The sequence below is a fragment of the Amycolatopsis sp. NPDC033938 genome (assembly GCF_055575975.1).
Window position 1 is genome coordinate 33,624 of record NZ_JBVIRO010000022.1, and the last position, 23,781, is coordinate 57,404.

22 protein-coding genes and 1 pseudogene are annotated in these 23,781 nt (G+C 64.6%); 12 read left to right on the forward strand and 11 right to left on the reverse strand.

Annotated features, from left to right (window positions below; genetic code table 11):
- Positions 1–149 precede the first annotated feature (149 nt).
- Positions 150–944, reverse strand: a complete 795-nt coding sequence (locus ACZ5ZX_RS35940; RefSeq protein WP_465506435.1) for a helix-turn-helix transcriptional regulator — start codon at positions 942–944, stop codon at positions 150–152.
- 7 nt (positions 945–951) lie between these two features.
- Between ACZ5ZX_RS35940 and ACZ5ZX_RS35945 the strand changes: the two genes are divergently transcribed.
- From ACZ5ZX_RS35945 to ACZ5ZX_RS35955, 3 genes are all read left to right on the forward strand, one after another.
- A complete protein-coding gene (locus ACZ5ZX_RS35945) occupies positions 952–1,416 on the forward strand; it encodes a DUF2000 family protein (RefSeq protein WP_465506436.1) in 465 nt (154 codons plus the stop codon).
- A gap of 464 nt (positions 1,417–1,880) precedes the next feature.
- Positions 1,881–2,768: an NAD(P)-dependent oxidoreductase gene (locus ACZ5ZX_RS35950; RefSeq protein ID WP_465506437.1), complete on the forward strand. Its 888-nt coding sequence runs from the start codon at positions 1,881–1,883 to the stop codon at positions 2,766–2,768.
- A gap of 72 nt (positions 2,769–2,840) precedes the next feature.
- The gene (locus ACZ5ZX_RS35955; RefSeq protein WP_465506438.1) at positions 2,841–3,146 is read left to right on the forward strand and encodes a DUF1330 domain-containing protein; all 306 of its coding nucleotides are present in this window, start codon (positions 2,841–2,843) and stop codon (positions 3,144–3,146) included.
- A 218-nt stretch (positions 3,147–3,364) separates the two neighbouring features.
- Here the strand turns inward: ACZ5ZX_RS35955 and ACZ5ZX_RS35960 are convergent, their stop codons facing one another.
- On the reverse strand, positions 3,365–4,888 hold the full coding sequence (locus ACZ5ZX_RS35960) for an AfsR/SARP family transcriptional regulator (protein WP_465506439.1): 1,524 nt from the start codon (positions 4,886–4,888) through the stop codon (positions 3,365–3,367).
- 603 nt (positions 4,889–5,491) lie between these two features.
- Between ACZ5ZX_RS35960 and ACZ5ZX_RS35965 the strand changes: the two genes are divergently transcribed.
- The 3 genes from ACZ5ZX_RS35965 (at position 5,492) to ACZ5ZX_RS35975 (ending at position 8,185) form a co-directional block, all read left to right on the forward strand.
- Positions 5,492–6,037, forward strand: coding sequence for a nuclear transport factor 2 family protein (locus ACZ5ZX_RS35965; RefSeq protein ID WP_465506440.1), 546 nt, complete (start codon positions 5,492–5,494; stop codon positions 6,035–6,037).
- Positions 6,038–6,040: 3 nt separating this feature from the next.
- Complete coding sequence (locus ACZ5ZX_RS35970) at positions 6,041–6,910, forward strand: SDR family NAD(P)-dependent oxidoreductase (RefSeq protein WP_465506441.1); 870 nt, start codon at positions 6,041–6,043, stop codon at positions 6,908–6,910.
- 918 nt (positions 6,911–7,828) lie between these two features.
- Positions 7,829–8,185, forward strand: coding sequence for a hypothetical protein (locus tag ACZ5ZX_RS35975; RefSeq protein WP_465506442.1), 357 nt, complete (start codon positions 7,829–7,831; stop codon positions 8,183–8,185).
- Here ACZ5ZX_RS35975 and ACZ5ZX_RS35980 read toward each other — a convergent pair.
- Entirely contained in the window at positions 8,154–8,717 is a 564-nt protein-coding gene (locus ACZ5ZX_RS35980) for a TetR/AcrR family transcriptional regulator (protein ID WP_465506443.1), read from the reverse strand. The genes ACZ5ZX_RS35975 and ACZ5ZX_RS35980 overlap by 32 nt on opposite strands.
- Before the next feature lie 60 nt (positions 8,718–8,777).
- On the opposite strand from ACZ5ZX_RS35980, the gene ACZ5ZX_RS35985 reads away from it, so the two are divergent.
- Positions 8,778–9,659, forward strand: coding sequence for an SDR family oxidoreductase (locus tag ACZ5ZX_RS35985; RefSeq protein WP_465506444.1), 882 nt, complete (start codon positions 8,778–8,780; stop codon positions 9,657–9,659).
- Positions 9,660–9,690: 31 nt separating this feature from the next.
- Here ACZ5ZX_RS35985 and ACZ5ZX_RS35990 read toward each other — a convergent pair whose 3' ends face one another.
- On the reverse strand, positions 9,691–11,997 hold the full coding sequence (locus ACZ5ZX_RS35990; protein WP_465506445.1) for a helix-turn-helix transcriptional regulator: 2,307 nt from the start codon (positions 11,995–11,997) through the stop codon (positions 9,691–9,693).
- Positions 11,998–12,319: 322 nt separating this feature from the next.
- Here ACZ5ZX_RS35990 and ACZ5ZX_RS35995 point away from each other — a divergent pair, with 322 nt between their 5' ends.
- The 4 genes from ACZ5ZX_RS35995 to ACZ5ZX_RS36010 all read left to right on the forward strand — a co-directional run bounded on the left by ACZ5ZX_RS35995 (position 12,320) and on the right by ACZ5ZX_RS36010 (position 16,368).
- Positions 12,320–12,709, forward strand: coding sequence for a DUF3224 domain-containing protein (locus ACZ5ZX_RS35995; protein WP_465506446.1), 390 nt, complete (start codon positions 12,320–12,322; stop codon positions 12,707–12,709).
- A 593-nt stretch (positions 12,710–13,302) separates the two neighbouring features.
- Complete coding sequence (locus tag ACZ5ZX_RS36000) at positions 13,303–14,175, forward strand: LysR family transcriptional regulator (RefSeq protein ID WP_465506447.1); 873 nt, start codon at positions 13,303–13,305, stop codon at positions 14,173–14,175.
- A gap of 516 nt (positions 14,176–14,691) precedes the next feature.
- Positions 14,692–15,249, forward strand: coding sequence for a hypothetical protein (locus tag ACZ5ZX_RS36005; RefSeq protein ID WP_465506448.1), 558 nt, complete (start codon positions 14,692–14,694; stop codon positions 15,247–15,249).
- 207 nt (positions 15,250–15,456) lie between these two features.
- Entirely contained in the window at positions 15,457–16,368 is a 912-nt protein-coding gene (locus ACZ5ZX_RS36010) for a LysR family transcriptional regulator (protein ID WP_465506449.1), read from the forward strand.
- A 10-nt stretch (positions 16,369–16,378) separates the two neighbouring features.
- Here ACZ5ZX_RS36010 and ACZ5ZX_RS36015 read toward each other — a convergent pair whose 3' ends face one another.
- The 6 genes from ACZ5ZX_RS36015 to ACZ5ZX_RS36040 all read right to left on the reverse strand — a co-directional run bounded on the left by ACZ5ZX_RS36015 (position 16,379) and on the right by ACZ5ZX_RS36040 (position 22,523).
- Positions 16,379–16,819: an MFS transporter gene (locus ACZ5ZX_RS36015; protein WP_465506450.1), complete on the reverse strand. Its 441-nt coding sequence runs from the start codon at positions 16,817–16,819 to the stop codon at positions 16,379–16,381.
- 238 nt (positions 16,820–17,057) lie between these two features.
- Positions 17,058–17,411, reverse strand: coding sequence for a hypothetical protein (locus ACZ5ZX_RS36020; protein ID WP_465506451.1), 354 nt, complete (start codon positions 17,409–17,411; stop codon positions 17,058–17,060).
- A gap of 101 nt (positions 17,412–17,512) precedes the next feature.
- Positions 17,513–18,988 carry a S8 family peptidase gene (locus ACZ5ZX_RS36025; RefSeq protein WP_465506452.1) on the reverse strand — a complete coding sequence of 492 codons (1,476 nt, stop codon included), beginning with the start codon at positions 18,986–18,988 and terminating at the stop codon, positions 17,513–17,515.
- A 314-nt stretch (positions 18,989–19,302) separates the two neighbouring features.
- On the reverse strand, positions 19,303–20,292 hold the full coding sequence (locus ACZ5ZX_RS36030) for a S8/S53 family peptidase (RefSeq protein ID WP_465506453.1): 990 nt from the start codon (positions 20,290–20,292) through the stop codon (positions 19,303–19,305).
- Positions 20,293–20,703: 411 nt separating this feature from the next.
- On the reverse strand, positions 20,704–21,072 hold the full coding sequence (locus ACZ5ZX_RS36035; RefSeq protein WP_465506454.1) for a hypothetical protein: 369 nt from the start codon (positions 21,070–21,072) through the stop codon (positions 20,704–20,706).
- Positions 21,073–22,079: 1,007 nt separating this feature from the next.
- Positions 22,080–22,523, reverse strand: a complete 444-nt coding sequence (locus ACZ5ZX_RS36040; RefSeq protein WP_465506455.1) for a hypothetical protein — start codon at positions 22,521–22,523, stop codon at positions 22,080–22,082.
- A 198-nt stretch (positions 22,524–22,721) separates the two neighbouring features.
- Here ACZ5ZX_RS36040 and ACZ5ZX_RS36045 point away from each other — a divergent pair.
- Positions 22,722–22,974 (forward strand): annotated as a pseudogene (locus tag ACZ5ZX_RS36045) (organomercurial lyase); the annotation flags it as partial.
- 29 nt (positions 22,975–23,003) lie between these two features.
- On the opposite strand, the gene ACZ5ZX_RS36050 reads toward ACZ5ZX_RS36045, so the two are convergent.
- Complete coding sequence (locus ACZ5ZX_RS36050; protein ID WP_465506456.1) at positions 23,004–23,708, reverse strand: TetR/AcrR family transcriptional regulator; 705 nt, start codon at positions 23,706–23,708, stop codon at positions 23,004–23,006.
- Between the last annotated feature and the right edge of the window lie 73 nt (positions 23,709–23,781).

Sequence of the window (23,781 nt, forward strand, 5' to 3'; positions counted from 1 at the left end):
TCACTTCGTCCTGTGTCTGACGGGGCCCGCTCGGTCCAGGCGGGAGAAACGCGGGTGATGGAGAGGGAATCCTCTCCATCACCCGCGTCTTTGTCTGGCACCGGACGCTCGATGCCGCGGTGGTAGCAAGCAGATGAGGCCATCGCCGCTCAGCGGTGGCGCGCGTACCGGCCTGGGCCTATGCCGACCAGTCGTTTGAAGTGCCTGCTCAGATGAGCTTGGTCATAGAAGCCCACGGCACTTGCCACGTCTGCCGGTTGTGCTCCGGTCAGGAGCATCCGCCGCGCGAGGTCCACGCGCCGGCCTGTCAGGTACTGATGTGGCGCGATGCCGTATTCCTTGGTGAAGGTCCGGACCAGGTGAGCGGGATGCGCGGCCAGCAGCGAGGCCGCATCGGACAGCGACAGACCTTTACGGATCCTGGCGTCCAGAAGGTCTCGAAGACTCCTGGCCAGGGGTGCGTCCGATGGTTCGGTTGGTCTGCTCTCCTGGCGCCGGAGGTGCCGCTGAAGGTGCTCGGAGACCAGCGTCAGCCTGCTCTGGGTCTCAAGCTCCTCGTCCGGAAGCTTCAGGACCTGGTGCAGCTGGTGAATGCGGGTGTGCAGTAAGCGATCAGGGATGGCCGGGCGATCGACCGCGGCCCCGATGAGTTCCGGACCCAGCAGTGCGGGATCCAGATACAGGACACGCTTGCCGAACCCGTGAGAGTTCGCGGCGCGTCCGTCATGCGGGACGTGGGGCGGCAGCAGGGTCACCACGGACCTCGCCGCGCCGTGTTCGTGACGATCCAGGACGTAGCTCACCGCCCCCTGGTCGACTATCAGGAGCGTCCAGGCGGCGTGCGTGTGCATGGGGTACCGGTGTTCGGAGAAACGGGCGTGGAACACCTCTATCAGGCCGCTGATCGAGGGCCGCCACGCAGCGATCTGCGGACCGGATGACATGCAAAGAATGTACAAGACGCAGGCACGCGAGGCGGGCACGGTGGGGGAGGTGGAACCCATTCGTTTCGACACCAAGATCGCGGTCCTGTTACGGGACGACCTGCTCGCCTGGCAGAGCCTCAACGTGTCGGCCTTCTTGGTCAGCGGTATCGCGGCCGCCCTTCCTGACCTCGTCGGCGAGCCCTATGAGGACGCGGACGGCACCTCGTACCTCGCCATGTTCCGGCAGCCCGTCCTGGTCTTCTCCGGTGGCAAGGAAGTACTGGCCTCGGCGCACTCCCGCGCGGTGACGCGCGGTCTTCCGATGTCGGTGTTCACCTCGGACCTCTTCTCGACGGGCAATGACCGGGACAACCGTGCGGCGGTCCGTGCGGTCCGGCGGGATGACCTGGACCTCGTCGGCTTGGCCTTGCACGGCCCGAAGAACGCCGTCGACAAAGTCCTCAAAGGATCCCGGATGTACCGCGCCTGACGCCTGGCCCGGCCCGTGAAGTGTGACCACTACGAACATTCTTGTAAGTACCCGAAATATTAGTAAGTACTTGATAGAACTTCTGTGAGCCGTGACCATGTTCTAGGCGCTGGAACTTCATCTTGACATTATTGAGGGGTAGGGCGAATGTGGCGTGTCCCGGCGCGGGACTGGGCTGGCTGACGGAAGCCGGGCCGCGCCCCATCGTCCACAAGGGACACTCTTCCGAACAAGACTGTCTGATTTGGGCAGTTTGTGCGGTTTTGCGCGGGGAACCACGCATAGTGTCATCAATCGGACAAGCGAGTCCCTGAAAGATGTCCCTTGTGGACAGTCGCGCGACGCGTCCCGCCTCAGCGGGGAGCTCCTCGCCTGCCGCCAGGCGGTGAGCCGGTCACGCCACGTTTGCCTCACCCCTCAATAGTTCACGCCTTTCCGAAACTCGAATCGACTGGAGCACGAACATGACTCAAGACGGCCGTACACCGGTGACTGTCATCGGTCTCGGCTCGATGGGTGCTGCCTTGGCAGAGGCCTTCATCGAGGCCGGGCACCCCACAACGGTCTGGAACAGGACCGCGGCGAAGGCCGCGCCCTTGGTGGCCAAGGGAGCCCGGCACGCGGAAACGGTGGAAGACGCCGTAACGGACGGCCTTCTGGTCATCGCCTGCCTGACCACTTACGACGATACGCTCGAGGCCCTCGAACCGGCCGCCGAGGCTGTCACCGGCCGTGCTCTGGTCACTTTGAACACCGGGTCTCCCGCGGACGCCCGCCGAATGGCCGCCTGGGCAGCCGAAAACGGAGCACGTTTCCTCGACGGCGCGATCAAGAACGTGCCGTCCGCGGTCGGAGCCGCGGACACATTGCTCTACTACGCGGGTGACAAGAAGGTCTTCGACGAATACCTCGAGACACTGAAGGTGCTCGGTGGTGACACGGTCCACGTCGGTGACGAATCCGATCTCGCGGCCCTGTACGAGATGGCTGTCGGCGGCACGTTGTTGCCGGCGCTGGTCGGATTCTTCCAGGGAGCAGCCGCTGTCCAAGCTCGTGGTCTGGAGGCCGCCACACTCGTGAGATTCACCGTCAAGTGGTTCGAGATGATCAATTCCGTGCTGCCGATCTTCGCGAGCGAAATCGACAAGGGGGACTACAGCGAACCCATGTCCACCGTGAATCTCTTTCTCGCGGCGGCCGCACACGACGAGGAGCTCGGCAAGGAGTCGAATATCGACGTCTCCTGGCGGGCTCCATTGCAGGAGCTTCTCGAACGAGCAGTTGAGCTGGGACATGGGGAGCACAGCATCTCGGCGGTGACGGAGGCGCTGAGGAAGCCGACGGCCGTCTAGTGCTGTGACCGGAAACGTTCACCCGGGGCGATTGATCTCGCATCAAGAGCGTTGTCGGTATGGTCCGCCCTTATGACTGCTTATGTGATCGCGGATGTGACGTTGACGGGTGACGCGGCGGAGTTGGCCGAGTATCGGTCGAAGGTCGTCGCCACCTTCGAACCATTCGGAGGGCGGTACTTGGTGCGCGGAGGGGCTTTCAGCGTCCTCGAAGGCGAATGGCAGCCCGGGCGGCTGGTGGTGGTCGAGTTTCCGAGCGCCGAGGCCGCTCGGGCATGGAACGAGTCAGCCGCCTATCAGGAGATCGCCGTCTTGCGCAGCCGCAACACAGACAGCAGGCGGCTGATTGTCGAGGGGCTGCCGCCGAACGGGTCGTGAATTGGACGGCGTCGCCGAGGGTGCCCGATCCAGCGGACAGGCATGCTGGGTGGCGTCTGGACGTGGTCGTGGGGGTGGGCATCGCCACATGTTCGCCGTTGCTCCCGTCGGCTAAGCCGATCCGCCCACAGTCCGGCCGCGTTGACCAACGCGGCCGGACTCAGTCGCTGCGCCGATTCCGCCCCCGGCACCGGTGATGATGACAACTTGCTCGCCGGTCAGGTCAGGAGCCTCTGGGTGAATTGCGACATGGTCGCGCTATCGCTGACGCGTTCCGCTACGGTGGCCAAAGAAAGTGGAAGGTATCCGCAGAAGCCGACAATGGCGGCCGCGTCAGCTCGCTCTGTCGCAACGCGTTCGGCACCCACGAATTTCCCGAAGAGTTCCATTGCTTCGGCATGCATGAGTACATCCACTGTGATGCGCTCTCCGCCGCAGACTGCGGCGACTTCCGGCAATCTTCTTCTGCTCGTGATGATGGCGGAGTTTCCAGGCCCGGGCAACAGAGGGGCCACCTGGCTGAAGGTTTCGGCGTCGTCCAGCAGGATCAGCATTCGACGGCCGGCGGTGATCGTTCGGAAGAGAGCCGCGCGCTCGTCGAGTTCGTCAGGTATTTCTGAATGTGATCGCCCGAGAGAGCGCAGCATCGTTCCCAAGGCATCTTCTGCATCGGTCGGCAACGCCCCTGGTGTGCTCCGAAGGTTGACGAAGAGCTGACCGTCGGGGAACAGGTGGTCCCTGAGGTGGGCCCAATGTATGGCGAGGGCTGTCTTGCCCACGCCCTGGTCGCCGTCCACCGTCACCAGTCTGAGCGTCCGCGTCCCACTGTCCACAGGGGACGCGAACTTGTCCAACTGTGCAAGATACGCGTCGCGACCGGTGAATTTCGCTGTGCCCGGAGGCATCTGCCGTGGCACGACCGCCGAAGCGGATTCCGACCGGCAGTTCGGCACGACTGGGTCGATGTCGTCGGCCAGTACTCGCAGGTGGGCCGCGCGCAGCTCTTCCCCGGGATGGACCCCGAGTTCGTCGGCGAGCCGACTCGCGATCGCCGCGTACGTCGCCAGTGCTTCGGCCTGCCGACCCAAGGAGTGGAGGACAGCGATGAGTTGCACCCAGAATCGCTCGCGGAGCGGCGCGTCCGTGGTCAATCTGCGAAGCCGGCCCACCAGGTCGCCGTACTCGCCCAGGCGCAACTTGGCGTCGACGTAATCTTCCTCGGCCTGCAAGCGTGATTCCGTGAGTCGGCGGAGGTCCGCCGATGACGAGTTGTCGAAATCTACGTCCTCACAGGGATCGCCGCGCCATTGCTCGAGCGCCGCGGACAGCAGTCGTGCACGTTCGGAGTCGTCACGGCTGTTCGCGGCGGCCGCCACCAGTTCCTCGAATAGGAGGAGGTCGAGTTGATTCGGTGCGATCGTCAGCTGGTATCCACTGGGCACGGTGGTCAATAGCTCCCGCGACGGGCCGAGGGCCGCGCGTAGCCGGGTCACGTAGAGCTGGACTGCCCGGCGCGGACACTCGGGTGGGTCGTCACCCCACAGCCGGCTGGTCAGCTGGCTGATCGTCACGGGCCTGTTGGGGAGCAAGAGAAGTGATGCGAGCAATATTCGCAATTTTGGACTACTGATCCTGACCGGCTGATCTCCGTACTTCACGGTCAGGGTTCCGAGGATCGCGAACTCGAAGTCCTGGACCACACGCTCGCGCGAATGGCATGAGCTGTCTTCAACCCCCAGCATAAGACAAGCTTCTCCTGTGTCTTCCGATTTACGAGAAGTTTCCGCCATCCCTGAAGTCGGGCAGATCTGTGGCGGTCCTAGTCGATTCTCATCGGTCGACGAGGGCACTGCAAGATGAAGTCGATGATTCTTCGGGGATGACCGATGCACAGTAAGACATGGCCCAGTGGGATGAGCAGGCCTCTACCTGACGCCAGGTGAAGCGCCACCAAGGAGGTGTTCTGGTCTCCGCGGCCCCCCGCTGGGGACGGGAGCGGCCGCGGAGACCAGAACTGCGCGGCCAACAGCGATTTCTGTCGGAGGCGGCGCATACCTTCCCCGCCCGGCTGGGAGACCCGGGCGGTAAGGTGCGGTCCCGCCCTGGCCGCGGCTGCCGACAGAAGGAAGTCGACGTCAAGCCAGTGTTCGACGGGTGCGGGGCAAGTATCGGTCGAAGCGGCTTCACGGTGACTTCGGCTCACGTTCGGTAGGGAATTGTCCACTTCGGTCGCCGGTCCGGTGCCGAGTGTTCCCGCGATGCCCCGTAGGTATGAACGTGAGTATTGGACCCGCTGGTGTGCCGGTGTTTGTCTTGGGGCAGGCCACCCCGGAAGGAAGCAGACTGTGGAAAATCGAAGCACACCCATCGACAGGGCAGCGGTCCTGCGCGCGGGCGGGATGGGGGCCGCCTCGCTCTTGGCCGCATCGTTGACCGGCGGGACCGCCTCGGCCGCGCCGGAGCAGGCGCGCGAACACCCGAACGTGAGCCTGATCCGCCGCTACTACCAAGCCTACGGTTCTGGAGATCTCAACGTGCTGAGGCAGTTCTTCGCTGCCGATATCCGATGGACGATTCCGGGCCATCACCCGCTCGCGGGGACGAAGACGGGGCAGGACGAGGTGATCGCCTTCTTCGAACAGCTCGGCCGCTCCGGGTTTCGGGCCGAGATCCTGTACTTGGCCGCCGACGGCGAGTGGGTGGTCGACCTCCATCGCGGATGGAGCACGACTCCTGCGGGCCTCGACATCACCTGGGTGCTGGCTTACCGCATCCGTGACCGGAAGATCGCCGAGGCGATCAACTTCGCCGGCGACCAGCATGCGGCGGACCGGTACTTCTGGCGGCAGTACCCCCTCGCGCGGATCCCCGCCCGGCTGGAACAGGACTGAGACATGAACGAAGGATCGACGTCACGACGCCGAGTACTGGCCGCGGGAGCGCTGGGTCTCGCCGCGGGCACCCTGGGGCCGGCCGCCACCGCTTCCGCGGTCACCTCGCGGAGAGGCCGGTTCGACGGCAAGGTCGTCCTGATCACCGGAGCCACCTCGGGCATCGGTGCCGCCACGGCACGCGCGATGGCCGCGGAGGGCGCGAAGGTGTACTTCTGTGGCCGTCGCGAACAGCTGGGCCGGGAGGTGGCGAACAGCATCCAGGTCAGTGGCGGTGAAGCCACGTTCCATCGGACGGACGTCCGCGTCGAGGCGGAGGTGCGTGCGTTCGTCGAGGGCTGTGTGCGTCGATACGGCCGACTGGACATCGCTGTGAACAACGCGGGTATCGAGAGTCCACGGGCGGCACCTCTCGCCGAACAGACGCTCGCCGATCTGGAGAACGTCTGGCGGACGAACACCGCCGGTGTCTTCCTGGGAATGAAATACGAAATCCCGCACATGCTGGCGCGGGGTGGCGGGGTCATCGTCAACACCGCGTCGATCTCCGCGGAAGTCGGGTTCGCCACGATCGCGCCGTACAACGCGAGCAAACACGGGGTCGCGTCCTTGACGAAGGTCGCCGCCCTCGAGTACGCGGACAAGAACATCCGGGTGAACTCGTTCGCACCCGGTGCGGTGGACACTCCCATGCTTCGCCGTGCCGCCGAAGCGTTCGGGGTGACCTATGAACAGATAGCACAGGACTATCCGATCAAACGCATCGTGCGGCCCGAGGAGATGGCGGCCGTGGTGATGTGGCTCAGTTCGCCCGAGTCGAGTGCTGTGACCGGAACCGATGTCGACGCCAGCGGCGGCTATCTGACCGGGTGACGCCTTGTCATCGCCGTGAACCGCCGTCTTGCTCGCGGGGCGCACGCTCATTTCGATGACATCATGACACGACCGATACTTCGCGGCGCTGGCCGATGTCATCGTTCGGCGGAGAGCGCGACGCCGTCACCGGTCTGGAATTTCGCCGTCAAGTAGGCGCGTGTGAATGCCACGGCGCTACCGTCGATCAAGTGAACGGAAGTGCCGCCGACGTCCGAAACGGTGAGTGAGACCCTCCACTCGCCGGAGGTTTCCCTGTAGGTCACGGTGATCACACTGACGGACTGATCGATCGGTACGGATCATCATGGTACGGATTCGCTTAGGCGAGCAGTCGACCAGCCAGCTGGACATAAGTGTTAACACGACCGCAATGATTTCCCGATTCGAGTGGGGTTACCGAAGAGGCAATCGAGCGGTCGCGCCGGTCGGAGTTCGGCATCGCTCGATGCGATCTAACGTGCTTTCGGTCCGTCCGTGCGCGGTGGAGAACCTTGGCGCCGACGCGTGTTCGTGCGCTTCGCACGCGAACGATTCCACGTCATGGCAGTTACTGTGGAAGGCCGGAATAGCCTGGTTCGGCCTGACGCTGCACGGCTCCGGCGTGGATCGATGTGCGGCCGGTTATGGATCATCGATCAAGAGTCATGGCCGAATCGCGACTTCTTCCCTGTCGTGGCGACGCACCGGGTGTTGAATCACCGTGTCGAAGCGTTTCCGAAGCTGGCGACTGTGTCGCGAACCACGTAGGTGTAACTGTCTTATGAAATGGTCCACCTGTGATCGAGTGGGGCACTCGATTTTTGTTCGACCGGTGGGGGTTCTGGTCGAACCGGCCGGCCTTCCCGTCATGCGCCGAGGGTGTGTTCGTCATCTCGTACGTACCCTCCTGGAACCGTGGTGCGGAAGGACGGCGACATGACCCGGTCGAAACTGGACGGTCTCTTTCTCCTGCACAAACAACTGCAGGAACTCGTGGTGGTGCTCACTGTCGCTTCCGGCCCGGCAGACGTTCGGATACCGATGCGACGGCTCGCGGGCTCGGCGATCGGCCTGGAGCGACTGCTGGCGGCCGAAGATCCGGTGATCCTCGACTACCTGCGGGCGGCCTTCGCGCACGCGGCCCTGGACCGGACGGACGAACTGCGAAGCGATCTTCTCGACGCTTCTCGCCACCTGTTCGTTTTGCTCAAAGCCGGGCGGGCGAACGAAGACGAGCGGGATACCGTCGAAGGGTTCACGCTCATGGACGGGTCTTCGACATTCCGTCGATGACATAGCCGACCAGGCGGTCCGCCTGCTCAGCGGACGCGTGCTCTCGGGTCCACGCCCCGGCGTTCATCAAGGCGAAGACATCCGCGCCGGTCGCATCCGGGCGCACGACACCCGCGTCGACCGCGCCGGCGACCAGGAGCTCGCTGATCGCCGTCATCCGGGCGCAGGACGCGTGGAGGTCCGACGCCTCGTCGTCGGCCCCGTCCGCCAGCATGGCCGCAAGGCCCTGGTAGGTGGCCGCGTGCTCGACAACCAGACCGACCCAGCGGCGAAGCGCGGCCTCCGGAGGTTGGTCGATCAGCTTCTCCCCGGCGTCGAACAACGCCTCGTTCCGCTCCCGTAGCAGCGCTCCGAGCAGCGCCCTGCGGTCCGGGAAGTGCCCGTAGAGTGTTCCGATCGCCACGCCCGCCCGCCGGGCGACGCCGTCCAGCGATGCGCCGACGCCGCGTTCCCGGAACATCGTGTCAGCCTCTGCGAGTAGCCGCTCACGGTTACGAAGCCCGTCGGCTCTCGGCCGCCTGGTGGGATTCACTCTTGCTCCCGTCTAACTTGAGATACCCTCGACTTATTATTCGAGGCACCCTCACTTTAGATGGAGACCACGATGATCCTGATCACCGGAGCGTCCGGAAGCATCGGCCGCCACCTCGTCCGCAGCCTGCGTGGCAACAAGATCACCGCCTTGGTGCGGGATGCGGCGACCGGTGACGAGCTGGGCTGTCGTTACGTCGTCGGAGACTTCGATGACCCAGGCTCGATCGCGGCCGCGGTCAAAGGCGTGGACCGGGTGTTCCTGAACGCGGGCGGTGCCCAGCCCGTCGACGGCGAGCAGCCGATGATCCGGCAGCAACGAAGCGTGATCGACGCGGCTGTCGAGGCCGGTGTCGGACACATCGTGAAGGTGTCGGTCTGGCATGCGCGCGAGGGCGGCAAGCTGGCGGAAGGTGCGCACTGGGTCATCGAAGAACACTTGAAGGCATCCGGTGTCGGCTGGAGCCTTCTGCGGCCGAGCGGATTCATGCAGAACTTCCGCACCGGTGCCGGGGTGTTCACCGAGGAGGGGAACATCCTCGGTGCGTACGGGGACAGCCGGGTGTCCTATGTCGATTGCGTGGACATCGCCGCCTGCGCGGCGGCGCTGTTGACCGGCGAGCCGCGGCATGGCGAGACGTTCGTGCTCACAGGACCGCAGGCGCTGACCCACGCCGAGATCGCCGCCAGGTTGTCCATGGTGGCGGGCCGGGAGATCCGATATGTCGATCTGCCCGCCCAGGCCTTCGCCGACCGGCTGGCCTCGGCAGGGCTGCCCGAGGCGTTCGCCCAGGACGTCGCCGCGTTGTTCACAGAGGTCGCCGACGGCAAACTCGCCGCGACGACGACTGCTGTCGCTGATCTCGCCGGTCGTCCGCCTCGGACGTTCGACGAGTTCCTGCGGGACGAGGCCGCGACGGTTCGCGCGTCGTGGGCACCCTGACCGCGGCGGCGTTCGCGGTCAGGGTGCGCCGTCAGTCAGGCGCGGCGGTGATGACCCAGGTGGCGATCTGAGTCCGGTTGGTGAAGTTCAGCTTGGTCATGATGTGGTCGACATGAGTGGAGGCGGTCCTCTGGCTGATGGACAGTGCCTCGGCGATCCGACGGTTGGTCATGCCCTGGGCGACCAGGTTGGCGACTTGGGTTTCGCGTGTGGTCAAGGGATGACGAGCGCCGGTATGCGAAGGACTCTCGTCAGCGAGGGCGTAGGCGATGCTTTCGTGCGGGGGCATGGTGTATCCCCTGGTGAAGGCCGCTGCTGCGGCGTCGAGACCGAGCTGGGTGGTGACGGTTTCGGTGTCCTTCTGGATCGGGTCGGTGAAGGCCGCGTACCGGGCCGGGGACATGCCGATCGCCGCCCACATCGCTGTCGCCGCACCGAACACCGTCGCCGCCCGCCGGTGCTGTCCAGTGCGGGCGGCGACGCCCGCGCTGACCGTGAGGACGAAGGCGAGGATGGCCTTGTCTTGTACTTCTTGTTCGAGCTGAAGAGTCTCCTGGCAGGCTTCGCGTGCTCGATCGAGGTCGCCGACGAGGTACTCGGTGGCGCCCAAGGACCACAGCGCCCACGATCGCCAGAAGATCTCGCCGCAGGAGGCGTACTCGGCGACGCATTCACGCAGTATCCGGCGCCCGCGTTCGAGGTCACCGGAAAGCCCGGTCGAGATGCCGTGGTTGAAGCGCGCCCACAGTTCGCCGCTCAGATCACCCAGGTCGTGCTGTCGCGCAACCGATCGCGCGAACAGGTCGGCGGCCTCGATCATCCTGTCCGCCGTCAGAGCGTCGTAGCCGCGAACGAGCAGAAGGTAGGCCTTGACGGAGGAATCGCGTTCCGTCTCGGCCGCGTGCTCTGTCTGTTCGAGTGCCCGCTCGTAGGCGGGGCGATCCCCTTGGATCAAGGCGAGAAAGGTGTAGGTCAGCAGCGCGTACGCGCGTCCCGGGGCATCCGGGCGAGCTGCGTCGAGAAGCTTGCCGAGGTGCAACCTGCCCTCCGAGGTGAGGCCTCGGATCAGCCAGAACTCCTTGATCTGGAACGCCATGGACATCCCGTCGACGGCATCGTCCGGATTCTCGCCGCAGAAGTCCAGCGCTGCCCGCAAGTTGGCGTGCTCGCGGTGCAGACGCCGGCTCCAGCTCAGCTGATCCGGGCCGATCCATGCTTGCCCGCACTGCCGGCCGAGGGCCAGATACCAATCACTGTGACGCCGTCGCATACGGGCCACGTCGCCCGCGGCGGCGAGCTTCTCGTGACCGTACTGACGGATCGTCTCCAGAAGGCCGTACCACACGACACCGTCACGCTCAGCGCGCAGCAGGATCGATTTTTCGACCAGGCTCTCGATGAGTTCGAGTATCTGTTCGGTCGTCAGCCCGGCGCCGGAACACACCGACGCGGCGGTTCCGGCCTCGAAACCTCCGGAGAACACCGACGCCCGGGCCCAGAGCAGGCGTTCTGGCCCGGAGCACAGCTGATGGCTCCAGTCGATCATCGTCCGGAGCGTTCCGTGCCGCTCCGGACCGTCCCTTGTCGCGCTCGTGGTCAGCAGCGCGAGCTGCCTGTCCAGGCGTTCGGTGATCTGCCCGACCGACAGCGCCCGTATTCGCACGGCGGCGAGCTCGATGGCGAGCGGCACCCCCTCCAAGGCCTCGCATAGCCGGGCGACGTCTTCGGCGTTGCTCTCGTCGATCTCGAAGGAGGGCAGGACGGCAGATGCCCGGTCAGCGAACAAGCGCACAGCCTCGACACCCAGCAGTTCCCGCAGGCCCATCCTCGGCCGGGGCACGGCGAGAGGCGGCACCGGCAACACCTGCTCACCGGTCACCTTCAGGGGATGCCTACTGGTCGCCAGGATCGTCAAGCCCGGACATCGGGTCAGGAGGGAATCTGCCAGCAGGGCGCAGCTGTCGGCCAGATGTTCGCAGTTGTCCAGGACCAGCAGGACGCGTCGATTTCGCAGCCAATCGGTCAGCACCTCGATCGCCGGACGGGCCGAGCGATCCGCCAGCCCCAGCGTCTCGGCGACGGTGCTCGCCAGCAACTCCGGGTCGTTGAGATCGGCCAGTGCCACGAAGTATGCGCCCCCGGGGAATTCCGCCTGTGCCGAAGTCGCGAAATGCGCTGCGAGGCGTGACTTGCCGACTCCTCCAGTGCCGGTCAAGGTCACCAGCGGGCCGTTGTGGCCTGCCTCTGTCAGCCGAAGCAGTTCGGCGGTCCTGCCGACGAAGGTCGTCAACTCCGCCGGAATCCGACCCACCGCGCCGGAGGTCCCTGTAGGGCTCATCCCTCTCCTCCTCGCAGTCGTGCCCACCACTCGGTGGAGCCCTGGTGCTTTCGCCCCGCGGTGAAGTGGCAATGTTCTGACGGCGTCCGGCCACTCGCAACTCGCGATCCGAGGTCAGGGTTGGAGTGTATGGGTGACTGATCCATTTCGCTGGGTAGCAAGGTGCCCCGGCGGATAACTGTCAGGATATGGATCACGACTACAAACGCATTATGCCGGTCTTGCCTGTTGTGAACGCGTGGCGGCAAAGTAGCGCTGTTCCCCCAGAGGGGATCGCGCACCGCCACAGCGGTGCCTGCACTCACGGAAATGATGAGAGTCCATGAACGAAGTGACCGGCCGGTTCGACCTGGGCAGCTGGGAAGAGGAAGTTTACGACGAGCAAGACGGCGTAAGCTTGCTTCGTGTACGGAACACCAAGACCTTCGAGGGCGGCATTCAGGGCGTGAGCGAAGCGAACCTGCTTCAAGTGCTGGCTCACAATGGCTCGGTCTCGTATGTTGGAATGGAGCGGGTACGCGCGAAAATCGACCATCGCGAAGGTGACTTCGTACTGCGCCACACCGCCTATGGGAACGCTGGAGGCGGGGTCGCGATCATCGAAGTCGTCGCGGACTCGGCCGGCGGTGACTTGAAGGGGCTCAGGGCCAAGATGGACATCCGGCGTTCGCCGGAGGGCGAACACACCTACGTCTTCGGCTATGAGCTGTAACCGCCGGCCGTTCGTGGCAACGTGATAAAAGATGCCTTCCCGGGTGTCGGCCTCGTGACACTTTTCCGGTCACAGGTGCAATGCAGGAGCACAGTGCTGGGGCTGCTTCATGTGAAGAGGGTCGCAGTGATGCATCAAGCTGAGTCGCGTGACCGGCTGATGGCTCTCGCGATTTGCGGGGTCGGCGGTGCTCGCCGGGCTGACCTGCGCGTTGACGTTACGGTCCGCGGTAGCGGGCCCGCGACTGCGGGCGTGGCCGACCGATACTCGCGCCGCGCCCTTCTGGCGGCCGGCGATCTGGCCCGTGTCGCGATGGTTGGTCTCTTGGCGGTCTGTGTACACGCTTCCGCTTGGGGCCGACCGTGAGCATCGCCGCGTCCGGCGCGCTCATGGTGACGACCGGTTCAGCGGCGACCGTGCACGGCTGACAAGCTGAACAATATTCGTGGTGAACGGGAATTTCGGCAAGCGGGAATGTCACCGAAGTGCGCAGTGAATTGAGTCGTGCCGGTATCCGCTGGTCGTTGGAGTAGCCTGCGAACATGACAGGTGATGTCGGGGATCGGTCGGCTCCCACCGTGCACCAATTGCGAATGTTTCTCGTACTTACCGAGGAGCTGCATTTCGGCCGGGCCGCGGCGCGACTGTACATGAGTCAGCCGGCGCTGAGCCGTCAGCTGAGCGCGCTGGAACGACGGCTGGGTGTCGAGCTGGTCTCCCGGACCAGCCGGTCGACTTCGATCACGGCGGCCGGCCTGTCCATCCTGCCGGATGCCCGCATGGTGGTACACGCGATGCGCAGGCTCCAGCGTTTGGCCGGGGAACATACCCGCGGGCTGGCGGGCAGAGTGGTGATCGGCACGGTCGGCGCGGAGGCGACGATGACGCATACCGTCACGATCCTCGACGAGGTACGCAGGCGTCATCCCGCGCTGGAACTGGACGTACGGCTCTTGGGGTTGGGGGACCAGTACTTGAGTTTGAGTACCGGTGAAGCGGATCTGGTGTTCTGTCGTCCGCCCGCGGCGGAGGACATCCGGACGTTGCATCTCAACAGCGAACCTCGAGTGGTTTGTGTAGCGGCGGACGACCCGTTGGCGGACAAGGGCAGTGTGCGGCTCGCTGATCTGGACGACCGGGTCGTGGTCTCGTTTCCTCCGGAGTGCCCCAAGGTCTGGCGCGACTTCTGGGCGGCCGATCCGCGTCCGAGTGGAGTGCCGGTCCGATATGGACCCGTCGTCTCCGATGTCGAGTCTCTGTTCGCGTCGATCGCCAGGGGTGGGATGATCGGATTTCAGCCCTCGGCGGCTAGAAGTCTCTTCCCGCGTCCGGGAATCAAGTACCTGGACGTCGTGGACTTGAGTCCGTGCACCTCCGCGCTGGCTTGGCATGTCACCGCGGAGAACCGGCCGGTCGTCATCGCCGTTCGCCAGGCCGCGCTCGCCGTCTGGCGACCGAAAGGGTGAACCGAGCGTAGCTTTTGACAGCCAGTGCATGCACGGCTCCTTCGGGCTGGAGGCAGGATTGGGCTTGGGGCCGATATCGCGTTCGGCGCATCCGCGTTGCCTTTGCGGTCCATATCCGAAACGTCATCATTCAGTCGCCCTCTTGCATCGCTTGTACCCGTCAACTTCATGCGCTCGTCAGGCAAGGAAGAGTAGGTTGTGATTCATGGCGTTCAGCGCGCCGAAATCAGGCCTGTTTCGTAGCGGGCCGATGGGTCGTGAATCTTGGGGGCTGAAAGACGTGATGACCACAAGGGTGAGAACTATTCGTGTTTCCCGGCTATTGAGCGGCCTGATATGAGTGATCGCTCGGTGCTCTGAATACTTCGAAGCGGCCGAAATCTTCCCGTGTGCCGTTTCGGGCGGCGGTCCCGGTGACTCTCCCCTTCACGGTCTCCGGGGCCGCATTCTTATCTGCCGAAGTTGGACCGTTGTTCACGAGCCGCGGACGGTCAGGCAAGAATGACAAGGAATGCGATGTACTACCCGCAGGTGAGGAAGCGGCGCACTGGTTTCATTGTCGCGACAATCGCTGCCGCAATAGTGCTCGTTCTGTTCGTGGCCTATGCGACCACGAGGATCATGGTGCCGGCCGGTCCGATCGGCGCCGACCCCACGAACCTCCAGGTCGCCCCCGAATGTCAGATTCCTGGCAGCAGCCTGCTGGAAACGGCTGGAACCACGAATCCGACGGTGGCCATGGTCCTGTCCGGCGCGGAGGAGCGGCAGATTTCATGTGACTACGTCACCCTCAAAGGGGCAAGCAGATCACGGGACCAGAAATTGACCGTCCGTGTCCGAGATTTCGGCAGCGTCGACGCTGCGCTGAGGTGCTACTTCGCGAAGTCGCCGATCATGCGTGTCACCTCGGTCACGGTCATCGTCCAAACCGGTAAGCGATTCGTCTCGGTCCAGTACGACGGGTCTGACAAGGGCTTCTCGGGTATGGGTCCGGCTGTTCCCGAAGAGGCGTCGATGGTCGCGTCGGAAGTGGCCCGTAAGTTCGTTTCAGCCTGGGCTGAGCGACGCTGCTGAGCGGAACAAATATATCTGACTTGTATTCGTCTATTGCTCCTGAGCGCTCCGGCGTCCTGTCAGTCACAGGAGCAGAAGACGGCATCGGACGAAACCGCCGGCGAATCCGGAAGGCCCTCCTCGCCACGCCGGACGAACAACGGATAGTTGCTTTCTGGGTCCCGCTCGGCACTGGCCGGAGCGGGGCGAACTGGGGATGAGGCAGAGATGGACCATTGGACCGCGCCCACGGTGCACCAGCTACGTATCTTCCTCGTGCTGGCCGAAGAGCTGCATTTCGGCCGTGCGGCCACGAGGATGTTCATGAGCCAGCCGGCGTTGAGCCGGCAGTTCACCGCCCTGGAACAACGTCTCGGCATCCAGCTCATCACCCGCACCAATCGCACCGTGGAGCTGACGGCGGCGGGCAAGGCGATCTTGGCCGAGGCGCAGTCGATAGTCACGGCGACGCAGGTGCTGCATCGTGTCGCAACCGAGTACACCCGAGCCGCGACGGGGAAAGTGGTCGTGGGCACGATCGGTGCCGAAGCCGCGATGGATCACACACGCCGGGTGCTGGCTGAGGCACTCGAGCAGCATCCTGACCTCCAAATCGAGGTTCGGCTACTGAGTGTCACAGAGCATTTTCAGAGCCTCTACACCGGAGAGGTGGACGTCGTCTTCTGCCGGCCGCCGGCCCCGGAGCAAATTCAGACGCATCATCTGTCGACCGAGCCTCGTATCGTGTGCTTGCCGGCGGACGATCCGCTGGCGGACAGGCACGACGTGTCGCTCGCGGAGCTGCGGAACCACGTGGTGATCGACTTTCCTCTCGAATGCCCACCGGAGTGGAGGAACTTCTGGGCCGTGGACCCACGACCCGACGGCTCCCCGGTCAAATACGGTCCGGTCGTGCGGGATGTCGAGTCACTGTTCGCCACGGTGGCCCAGGACAAGGTCATCGCGTTCCTGCCGTCGGCGGCGAGAAGGTTCTTCCCCCGGCCGGGGATCGTGTTTCTCGACGTGGTGGACATCCCTCCCTGTACCTCGGCGCTCGCCTGGCATGTCAACGGGAGCCAGCGCCCCACTGTCATGGCTCTCCGGCAAGCAGCCGCGAAGCTGTATCCGGCCGGCTTCTGAGCGTCTGGGGTCAGTCGACCGCGGCCAAGGCCTCACGTTTGCCGGATCGCTGGATCGTGAGGGATACGACGGCGAGGGTGCTCGGGACGAGCAGGATCGCGGCAAGCGCTGTCTGCGGGTTCGTGGACACCAGGATCGCCACGAGGAACGACCCCAGCGCGACACCCAGCCCGTGAGCGGCGTACTGGATGGAGAAGCCTTCGCTCCGGGACTTCATCGGAAGGGCGCTCTCCAATGCCTGGCTGCGCAACGCGTTGACCGGAGCGATGAACAATCCTCCGGCGACCAACGGTGCCACCAGCCATGGCGCCGATGACAGGACGATGGCGGGAAGCAGGAACAGGCCCATGAGCACGAGCGCGATGTCCGCCTGTGTCGAGGCACGGCCGGCGAGTCTGTGCGTCAGGGCCGCGAGCGAGATGCCTCCGAGGAAACTGCCCGCCGAGATCACCGCCGCGAAAACGCCGCGATCGCCGAGGAGGTCCCCAGGCTGCCGGGGACCTCCATGCCCGGCGAGCCTCCTCGGTTCCCGGTGATCTGGTCGCGGACGGAGGTGTGTTCGCGGGAGTGACACCGCTCAGCCCGCGGGTCATCGCCGCGCCCGCGAGAGCGCAGCCTGCCATCGCCGCCAGCGCGAGCGCGGGTTGACCAGCCAAGAGGATGAGGCTGACGATCAGCGGCGCCAAGAATCATTCCGCTTCGAGAATCGCCGCGTCCCAGCCGAAAGCGACGCGCAACCGGACCGGATCCAGTAGACCGGTGAGCATCGCACGGAAGCCTCCGGGCAGGCCGGACGGCAGGATGGCGGCCACCGCGGTCAAGGCGAAAAGCCATACGACCGGCCACTTGTCCCACACTGCCCACGCGAGGGTCGAGAGCGTGGCGGCGGAACCGAGCAGCGCCCAGGCCATGCGCGCGATCCCGGTCCGCGGGGCGCAGTTGTCGAGGGAACGGCCACGCCAAGGAGCCGATACTGCTTCGCCCAGCGCGTAACATGCCGCCAAGGCGGCGCCGATCGCGTAGGAGCCGGTGACATTTGTCATCCAGGCATGCCGAATCGGCTGATGGCGCCACACGGGAATTCCATCAGCCGATCGGGTTCAATCAATTTGCCTCTTTATCTTTGTTCAAAGGGGTCGATGGTTCAGCGAACTGCTTTGAGTGCGTTGACCAGTCCCTTGCCGTAGAAGCCGACGCCGGTCGAGCCGCCTTCGCACACAGCCCTGAACTCGCCCGTGCCACCCGGGTCGTGCACACCTCCGGCGGGGCAGGGGAGTACCTCCGCCCCGGCCTCGGCGGCGGCTTTGAGGGTGTTCCCGGACAACGCCGGATTGCGGCTCTTGAGCAGTGCCAGCACACCGGTGACATGGGGCGCGGCCATGGAAGTGCCCTGCAGGTAGCCGTACTGTCCGCCGGGCAACGTGGAGAGCACCTGTCCGTTCGCGTCCGGAGTCGCCGGAATCTGGAACCTCCTGTCACCTCCCGGAGCGGTGAGATCGGCGATTCCGGTGCCGTAATTCGAGTTGTAGTAACGGGACTTCGCCGAGCCGACCGAGGAAACCCCGACGACTCCCGGCAATTCGGCGGGAAGGGTGAGGCAGGAGGCGTCGGTGTTCCGGGTCACGGTGGGGCCGTTGGTCGGGCTCTTCGAGTCGACGATGTCGTGCGCGAGGTCCCAGTTGTTGTTGCCCAGTGAGCTGACCGGAGTGACCGAATGACTGGTGGCATACGCGACGGACCGGCGAACCGCCTCGGTGACCGCGGCTTGGTCGGGATCCGCCTTGCACCACAGATACCACGGGTCGATCGCCAGCGAGGTGTTGACGATGTCCACGTCATGGCCGGCGGCCCAGAGATATCCGCAGATCGCGGACTCGGGATAGATGAAGCCTTCCTTTCCGCCGACCTTGATCGACGCGAGTCGAACGTTCGGCGCGACGCCTGCGACACCGACCCCGTTCTTGGCCGCCGCCACGATGCCGGCCACGTGCGTGCCATGCCCGACTTCGTCCTGCCAGGCCGACTCCGTCTGGTCCGGAACACCGGCGTTGGCGCAGTTGACCGATGCGGACTTGTCGATGTTGTCCTTCAGGTCGGGATGTGACGAATCGATGCCGCTGTCGAGGATGCCGACAAGGACGTCACGGCTGCCCTGGTTGATCTCGTTGGCCTGATCCGCGCCGATGAGCTTCATGTTCCACTGGTTGGCGGCCAAGGGTTCGGCGGCCGACGTGCGCTGACCGCGGGTGGCGTGCTCCTCGATCCTTGGCGAGATAGGCTCGGAACCTTGGCCGCGGAGTGCAAGTTCGGCCTTGTTCCTGGTGGCGCCGACTCCGACGACACCGTTCTCCTTGCGTACGTTCGTGGCGAAGTCCGCTCGCTTGGAGCGGGCGATGATCACCCCGATCTGTGGCCACCGCTGCACGATGGAGCCCTCGTGGGCGCCGATCGCCATCTCGGCCAAATCGAACGACGAGCCTTTCGGCACGAGGACGGCGAAGTGCGCGCCACCGGTGGTGTCGATCGGGAGCGACGGCGCGGCGTCGGCCGACGGGATCACCGCCAGGCCGAACCCGGCCGCGAGTGTTCCGGCGACGGCGAGCCCTTTGGCGCGCCTCATCGGGCGGAAAATGGACATACGGAAGCAAACCTCCAGGATTAATTCCCCAGTTACGATGCCGCGGCCGTGCGACAGTACGACGGCAATACGCGGTCGATTCAGCCTGACAGTACTGAGTGCTCGAATACAAGGTCTCGATCATGCGCAGTGGCCGGGCGTTGATAGCCGGCTGTATATGCTCTCCTCGCCGACGAAGAAACCTTGGGCTCGATTCTGGAGAGAGGTGCTTCCCGTTTTCCTGATTCGGGCGGCCGGGTCGGTGAGGACGACATCCCCTCGCCCTCACCGGCTCGGTTCAGGTGACCTATGTCCTGCTACCTGGTGCCGGTGAAAAGGAGACGGTCTGGCTTGGCCCCAGAGGGGATGAATTTGACCGGGGTCGCCTTGCCGACCAGCTCCTGATGCACTTGCTGTGGTGTCCAGGCCGGGTGCTCCGCCAGGATCAAAGCGGCGGCGCCTGCGGTGAAGCCACTGCCTCCGTCGAAGGCTCCCCACATGTTCTCGTCGCTGCCGGGGCCGATGGCGGTAGGAGCGTCCGCAGGGGCGGCCAAGTCGACGCAGGATCCGGAGTGCGTCAGTGGATGAACGGAATCGGAGTTCGAGCCGGTGAATACTCCGGTGGAGGTGATGACTTCGGGGACGCGCGATGGTGAGGCATCTACGCAGACGTCGCTGTCGTGCTCGGGTGAACGTTCCGCGTTGGTAACCCAGGTCACCCCCGATTTGATCGAATCACGGATGGCTTGGTCGACCTCAACGCTCGCAGGCAGGTTGGAGGGAATCAAGGCCACGGCGGGACGCACCGCATTCGCGGTTACCCATTTGATGCCGGCGGCCACCCGCGAGGACGTCGTTCTCCAGGCGCAATCGCGCACGCGCACAGAAACCAGGTGCGCCCCCTTGGCGACGCCGTACTTGGTGCCGCCGATCTGCGCCGCCGAGCCGGTGGCGGTGTGCTGCCAACAGTCCTTGGCGATGGCGCCGCCGACAAGGTCGACCCCCTGGACGGCGCGTCCGCCGAAGTCTGTGTGTGTCACGTTGATTCCTGCGTCCAAGACGTAGGCGTGCACGTTGTCGGCAGAGGTCGTCCAGCTGTAGGTCTTCGAAAGGGGATAGCTTCGCTGGTCGATCCGATCGAGCTCTTCGGTCGGGCCGGCCTGGATTCCCGACGCGAGCGGGTGCGTTGTGTCGATGTGCTTGTCCTGGACCGCCGCGCCGGCGGACTGCTGGGAGGAAAGGGCGCTCGCACCCATCAGGAAAGCGGCGACGAGGGCGCTGCGTCTCAACCTTTTGTGCGTGGTCATGCGATCGAACTCCTCGGATTGATTGCCGTTCGGGCAATGATCATCGCGAAGAGTAGCCAGCCTCACCTTCAGGTGGGCTTCATGAACGGGTCGAGGTTTCGTCATGACGACGGAAGAGGTGCTGATCAGCGGCTATACGGTCAGGGAGGACCGTGGGAGGTGCCACGATAGGTCAACGCTGCCGCGATGTATCCCCATCATGCGGCACCCTGAAAGCAGAGAATTCTGCGCACGTCTATCGGCGCGACAAAGTGAGGTTCGCTGCCGATATTCATGAGCCGGAATCGGGAGGCAGTCCGCGATTCATCGGGAGTGGGAAGCCCGCCTGGATCGCATTCGGCCATGGGTCGGGCCGCGAGTGGTCAGGACGGCTCAAACCGTCCTGACCACTCGTAAGTCCGAGAGTGACCGTCAGCAGGGGATGCTGTACTTGACCGCCAGGTCGTTGTCGCCGCGGAACAGGTCACGCCGCACATTGGGTGCGAAGTCCCCGATCACCCCGTCGTTCTTGTAGAGGCGCACCGTCCTGGACTTGGTCTGGATCGACGAGACGCGGTACTTCCATTCGGTGGGCAGGTCCTTGGTGCCGCAGGCGTAAAGCTCGTAGCGGGAGGCCTGGCCTCCGGCGTCCTCGTACAGGCATCCATAGAGTCCCTGGCATTCCCAGGCGGTCACTCCCGCGGTTCCGGCCGCGGCCGTGGCCGGGGACAGCAGCGCCGACGAGGCGGCCAGGGCGGTCAGGGTCGCGGTGATCGCCGCGCGCCGACGAGTTCTGGGCATTTTTCACTCCTGTGGAATCGCGGCCCGATATGGCCGTTCCGAGTAAAACTAACGTCCGAATCTCGGCGGGGTCAATGATCGACGCATTGTTAAATCAAGTGTCATTGATCTATGAATGGTTATGATATCTAACCTTGCCTGAATGGTTGGAAGGAATTCGCCGCCTATTAATTCGCGAGAAACTTCTAATGGGAGAACGCGGGGGTCAGACCGGCTTCCTCACCGTCGAGAAGTTGTGGATCCTCGACGGCGTCACCGTCGAACGGAACAGGCTCCTGTGATCTTCCCCGTCGCCCGCGGTAGCAGGACTTCCGGTACCGTGGTCTTCATGATCAATGAATCCTTGGGAGGCGCGACGCCTCACCTCCGCTGAGGCCGTCGATCAGGGTTCGCACACGTGCGGAGCTGCGTGCGAACCGGCGGAGAAAAGCCCACTCCTGCTGGGGTCGCCTCGTCGTCGCGCCGTTGTGGCCACTGCACGGCGCCAATCTCGGCACACTCTTGCGGACCTGTGACGCGGTCGGTGCTTGTCTCGCCGTGCCGCGGTTTCCATCGGTGCCAGAGGCGCTCCGGCGTGGGAATACCTTGCGACGGCCGGCATGCGTGCACTGGGTGCACGATCTGCCGGGCTGGCTGACGAAGGAGCGGGCCGCAGGTACCACGATAGTCGGCGTCGAGCTCGCCGAAGAAGCCGTGCGGACCGGGGCGGATCCGGCCCGTGCGAGCATCGCGGGGGTACGACGCCGCGCGGGCCTGGCGCGGTCGAATCGCAAGCTTCCTGGCGCGTGTTGTGCGGTTTCTCGCGCGGCGGCCGACGGCGGAGAACGCTCACCAGATCACCCAGCGCGCGTCCACGCGGCGTCGCAGGTGGTCTACGTCGACAACCACATCGTCGCGATCGTTGGACGCGAACCTCGGATAGGGCTGATCGCAGCGTGGCGGCTGTCGGTACCGCTGTCTCGTGGGAATCAGCCGGCACCGACAGCCGTCGATCCGGATGGTGTTACTTATACGGCGACCACGGCGCTCTTTTTCGTCCAGACCGGCCGACCCGAATGATCGAAAGCAGTGATCCACGCGTAGGCCTGAGCGTAGGAGACCTCACCCTCGGCGAAGATGCCGGTCAGGTATCCGCTCGAGTCGGAATCGCACTTCATGCCCAGTGGAACCCACATCCCCCCGCTCGGGAAGATGATGTGGAAGTAGTCCACTTCGATGCACACTCTGCTGTAGCCGCCGCAGTTCCGGAAATCGCCACTTGCTGCGATGTTACGTCCTATGCGGACGGGGTTGAAGACGTTGATCCAGTTTTCACAAGCCACGGTCTCGCTGCCTTGGGTGGAAGCAGGTGCGGCGGATGCGAGAGCGGTCTGTCCGGACAGTCCCAGGAAGATCGTGGCGAACGTGAGTGCCAGTTTGAGAACGAAGCCAGGGGTGGAGCGAGGAGTCATCTCTTGTATCCCTTCGTGAAAGTCTGGCCTCCGTGATCGATCGGAAAATCGACTCGAAGGTCGAGTTGTCACTTCATGACGGGATAATGGTAAGTTCGGTGAGATTCCCCCCGGCTTCATTTCTGTGTCGTCGGCCTCCTTGTGGAGCATCGGGTGGTCCTAGGCGACTTGTTCAGCGCCGCGGTCAGTTCCGTCAGCTGCGGCGAACCGCGGGCCCTGCTGGTGAACGACCAGGTGCCACCGAAGGATGATCTGGTCGCGCATTTCCTCGTCCCGGCGGCCCGGATGTGGGACGACGTGGTGCACACCTGCGGGAACCAGCGCATGCTCTGCGGCGAGTCCTGTGTGGACGATTGGCTAGCGGAAACGGGGCAGGCTCGACCACGGCTACACCCGCCGGGACCCGGCCTCCGCGGCCGCGTACTTCGAACAGGCCGGGCTGAAGCCGCCGCGATCAAGCTCGGCGGATCTCCGCATCGGTCAGGAGCCCGAAGCCGGATCGGCAGGTACGTCGCGCTCGCCGAAGAGGGCCATGAGGGTGCGGAGGAACACGGGCGCCAGGTCGGGAATCGCCTCGGCGCCTTTCGTGTAGAGACATTGACGGATCAGGTCGGACATGCCTCCGACCAGCAGGTCGAACGCTTCGTCGGGTAGTTCCGGCCTGGTCGGGTCTTCCTTTCGCACCACGTGCTTGTAGGTGATCCGGTACAACTCGGCGATACGGGCGACCCGCCGGTGGTACATCGCGGCGATTTCCGGTCCTGCGGCCAGGCATTCGATCTGCAGCGTCCAGGTCGCCTTCGGCTGGGAGGCCATCTTCGCCAGGTATCGCTCCATCGTCAGCGTCACGGCGGCACGCCAATCCAGATAGGAGAGCTCGCTCAGGGGTTTCGTGATCTCCCCCAGAGCTGTCGACGCTCCAGCCCGGAAAGCAGCGACGAAACACGCTTGTTTGGTGGGAAACAGGGCGTAGAAAGTCTGACGCGACACTCCGGCTCGCTCCACGATATCGGCGATCGTGGTCGTCCCGTACCCCTTCTCCGCGGCGACCTCCATGAAGCCGACCAGGATCCGGGCCCGTTGCGACGCCGCGACCTCTTCCGCGGTGAGTCCGTGCCGGCTCGGCAGCCGCTGTCCCACCGTGGCAAGGGCCTCCACACCGGTCAAGGCCGGCCGCTCACTCATGGCACCACCTTCTCATCGCGCGCGTCGAGCGAGCGCGGACCCGGCAGGATCGTGACGCTCATCGTTGTTTTGT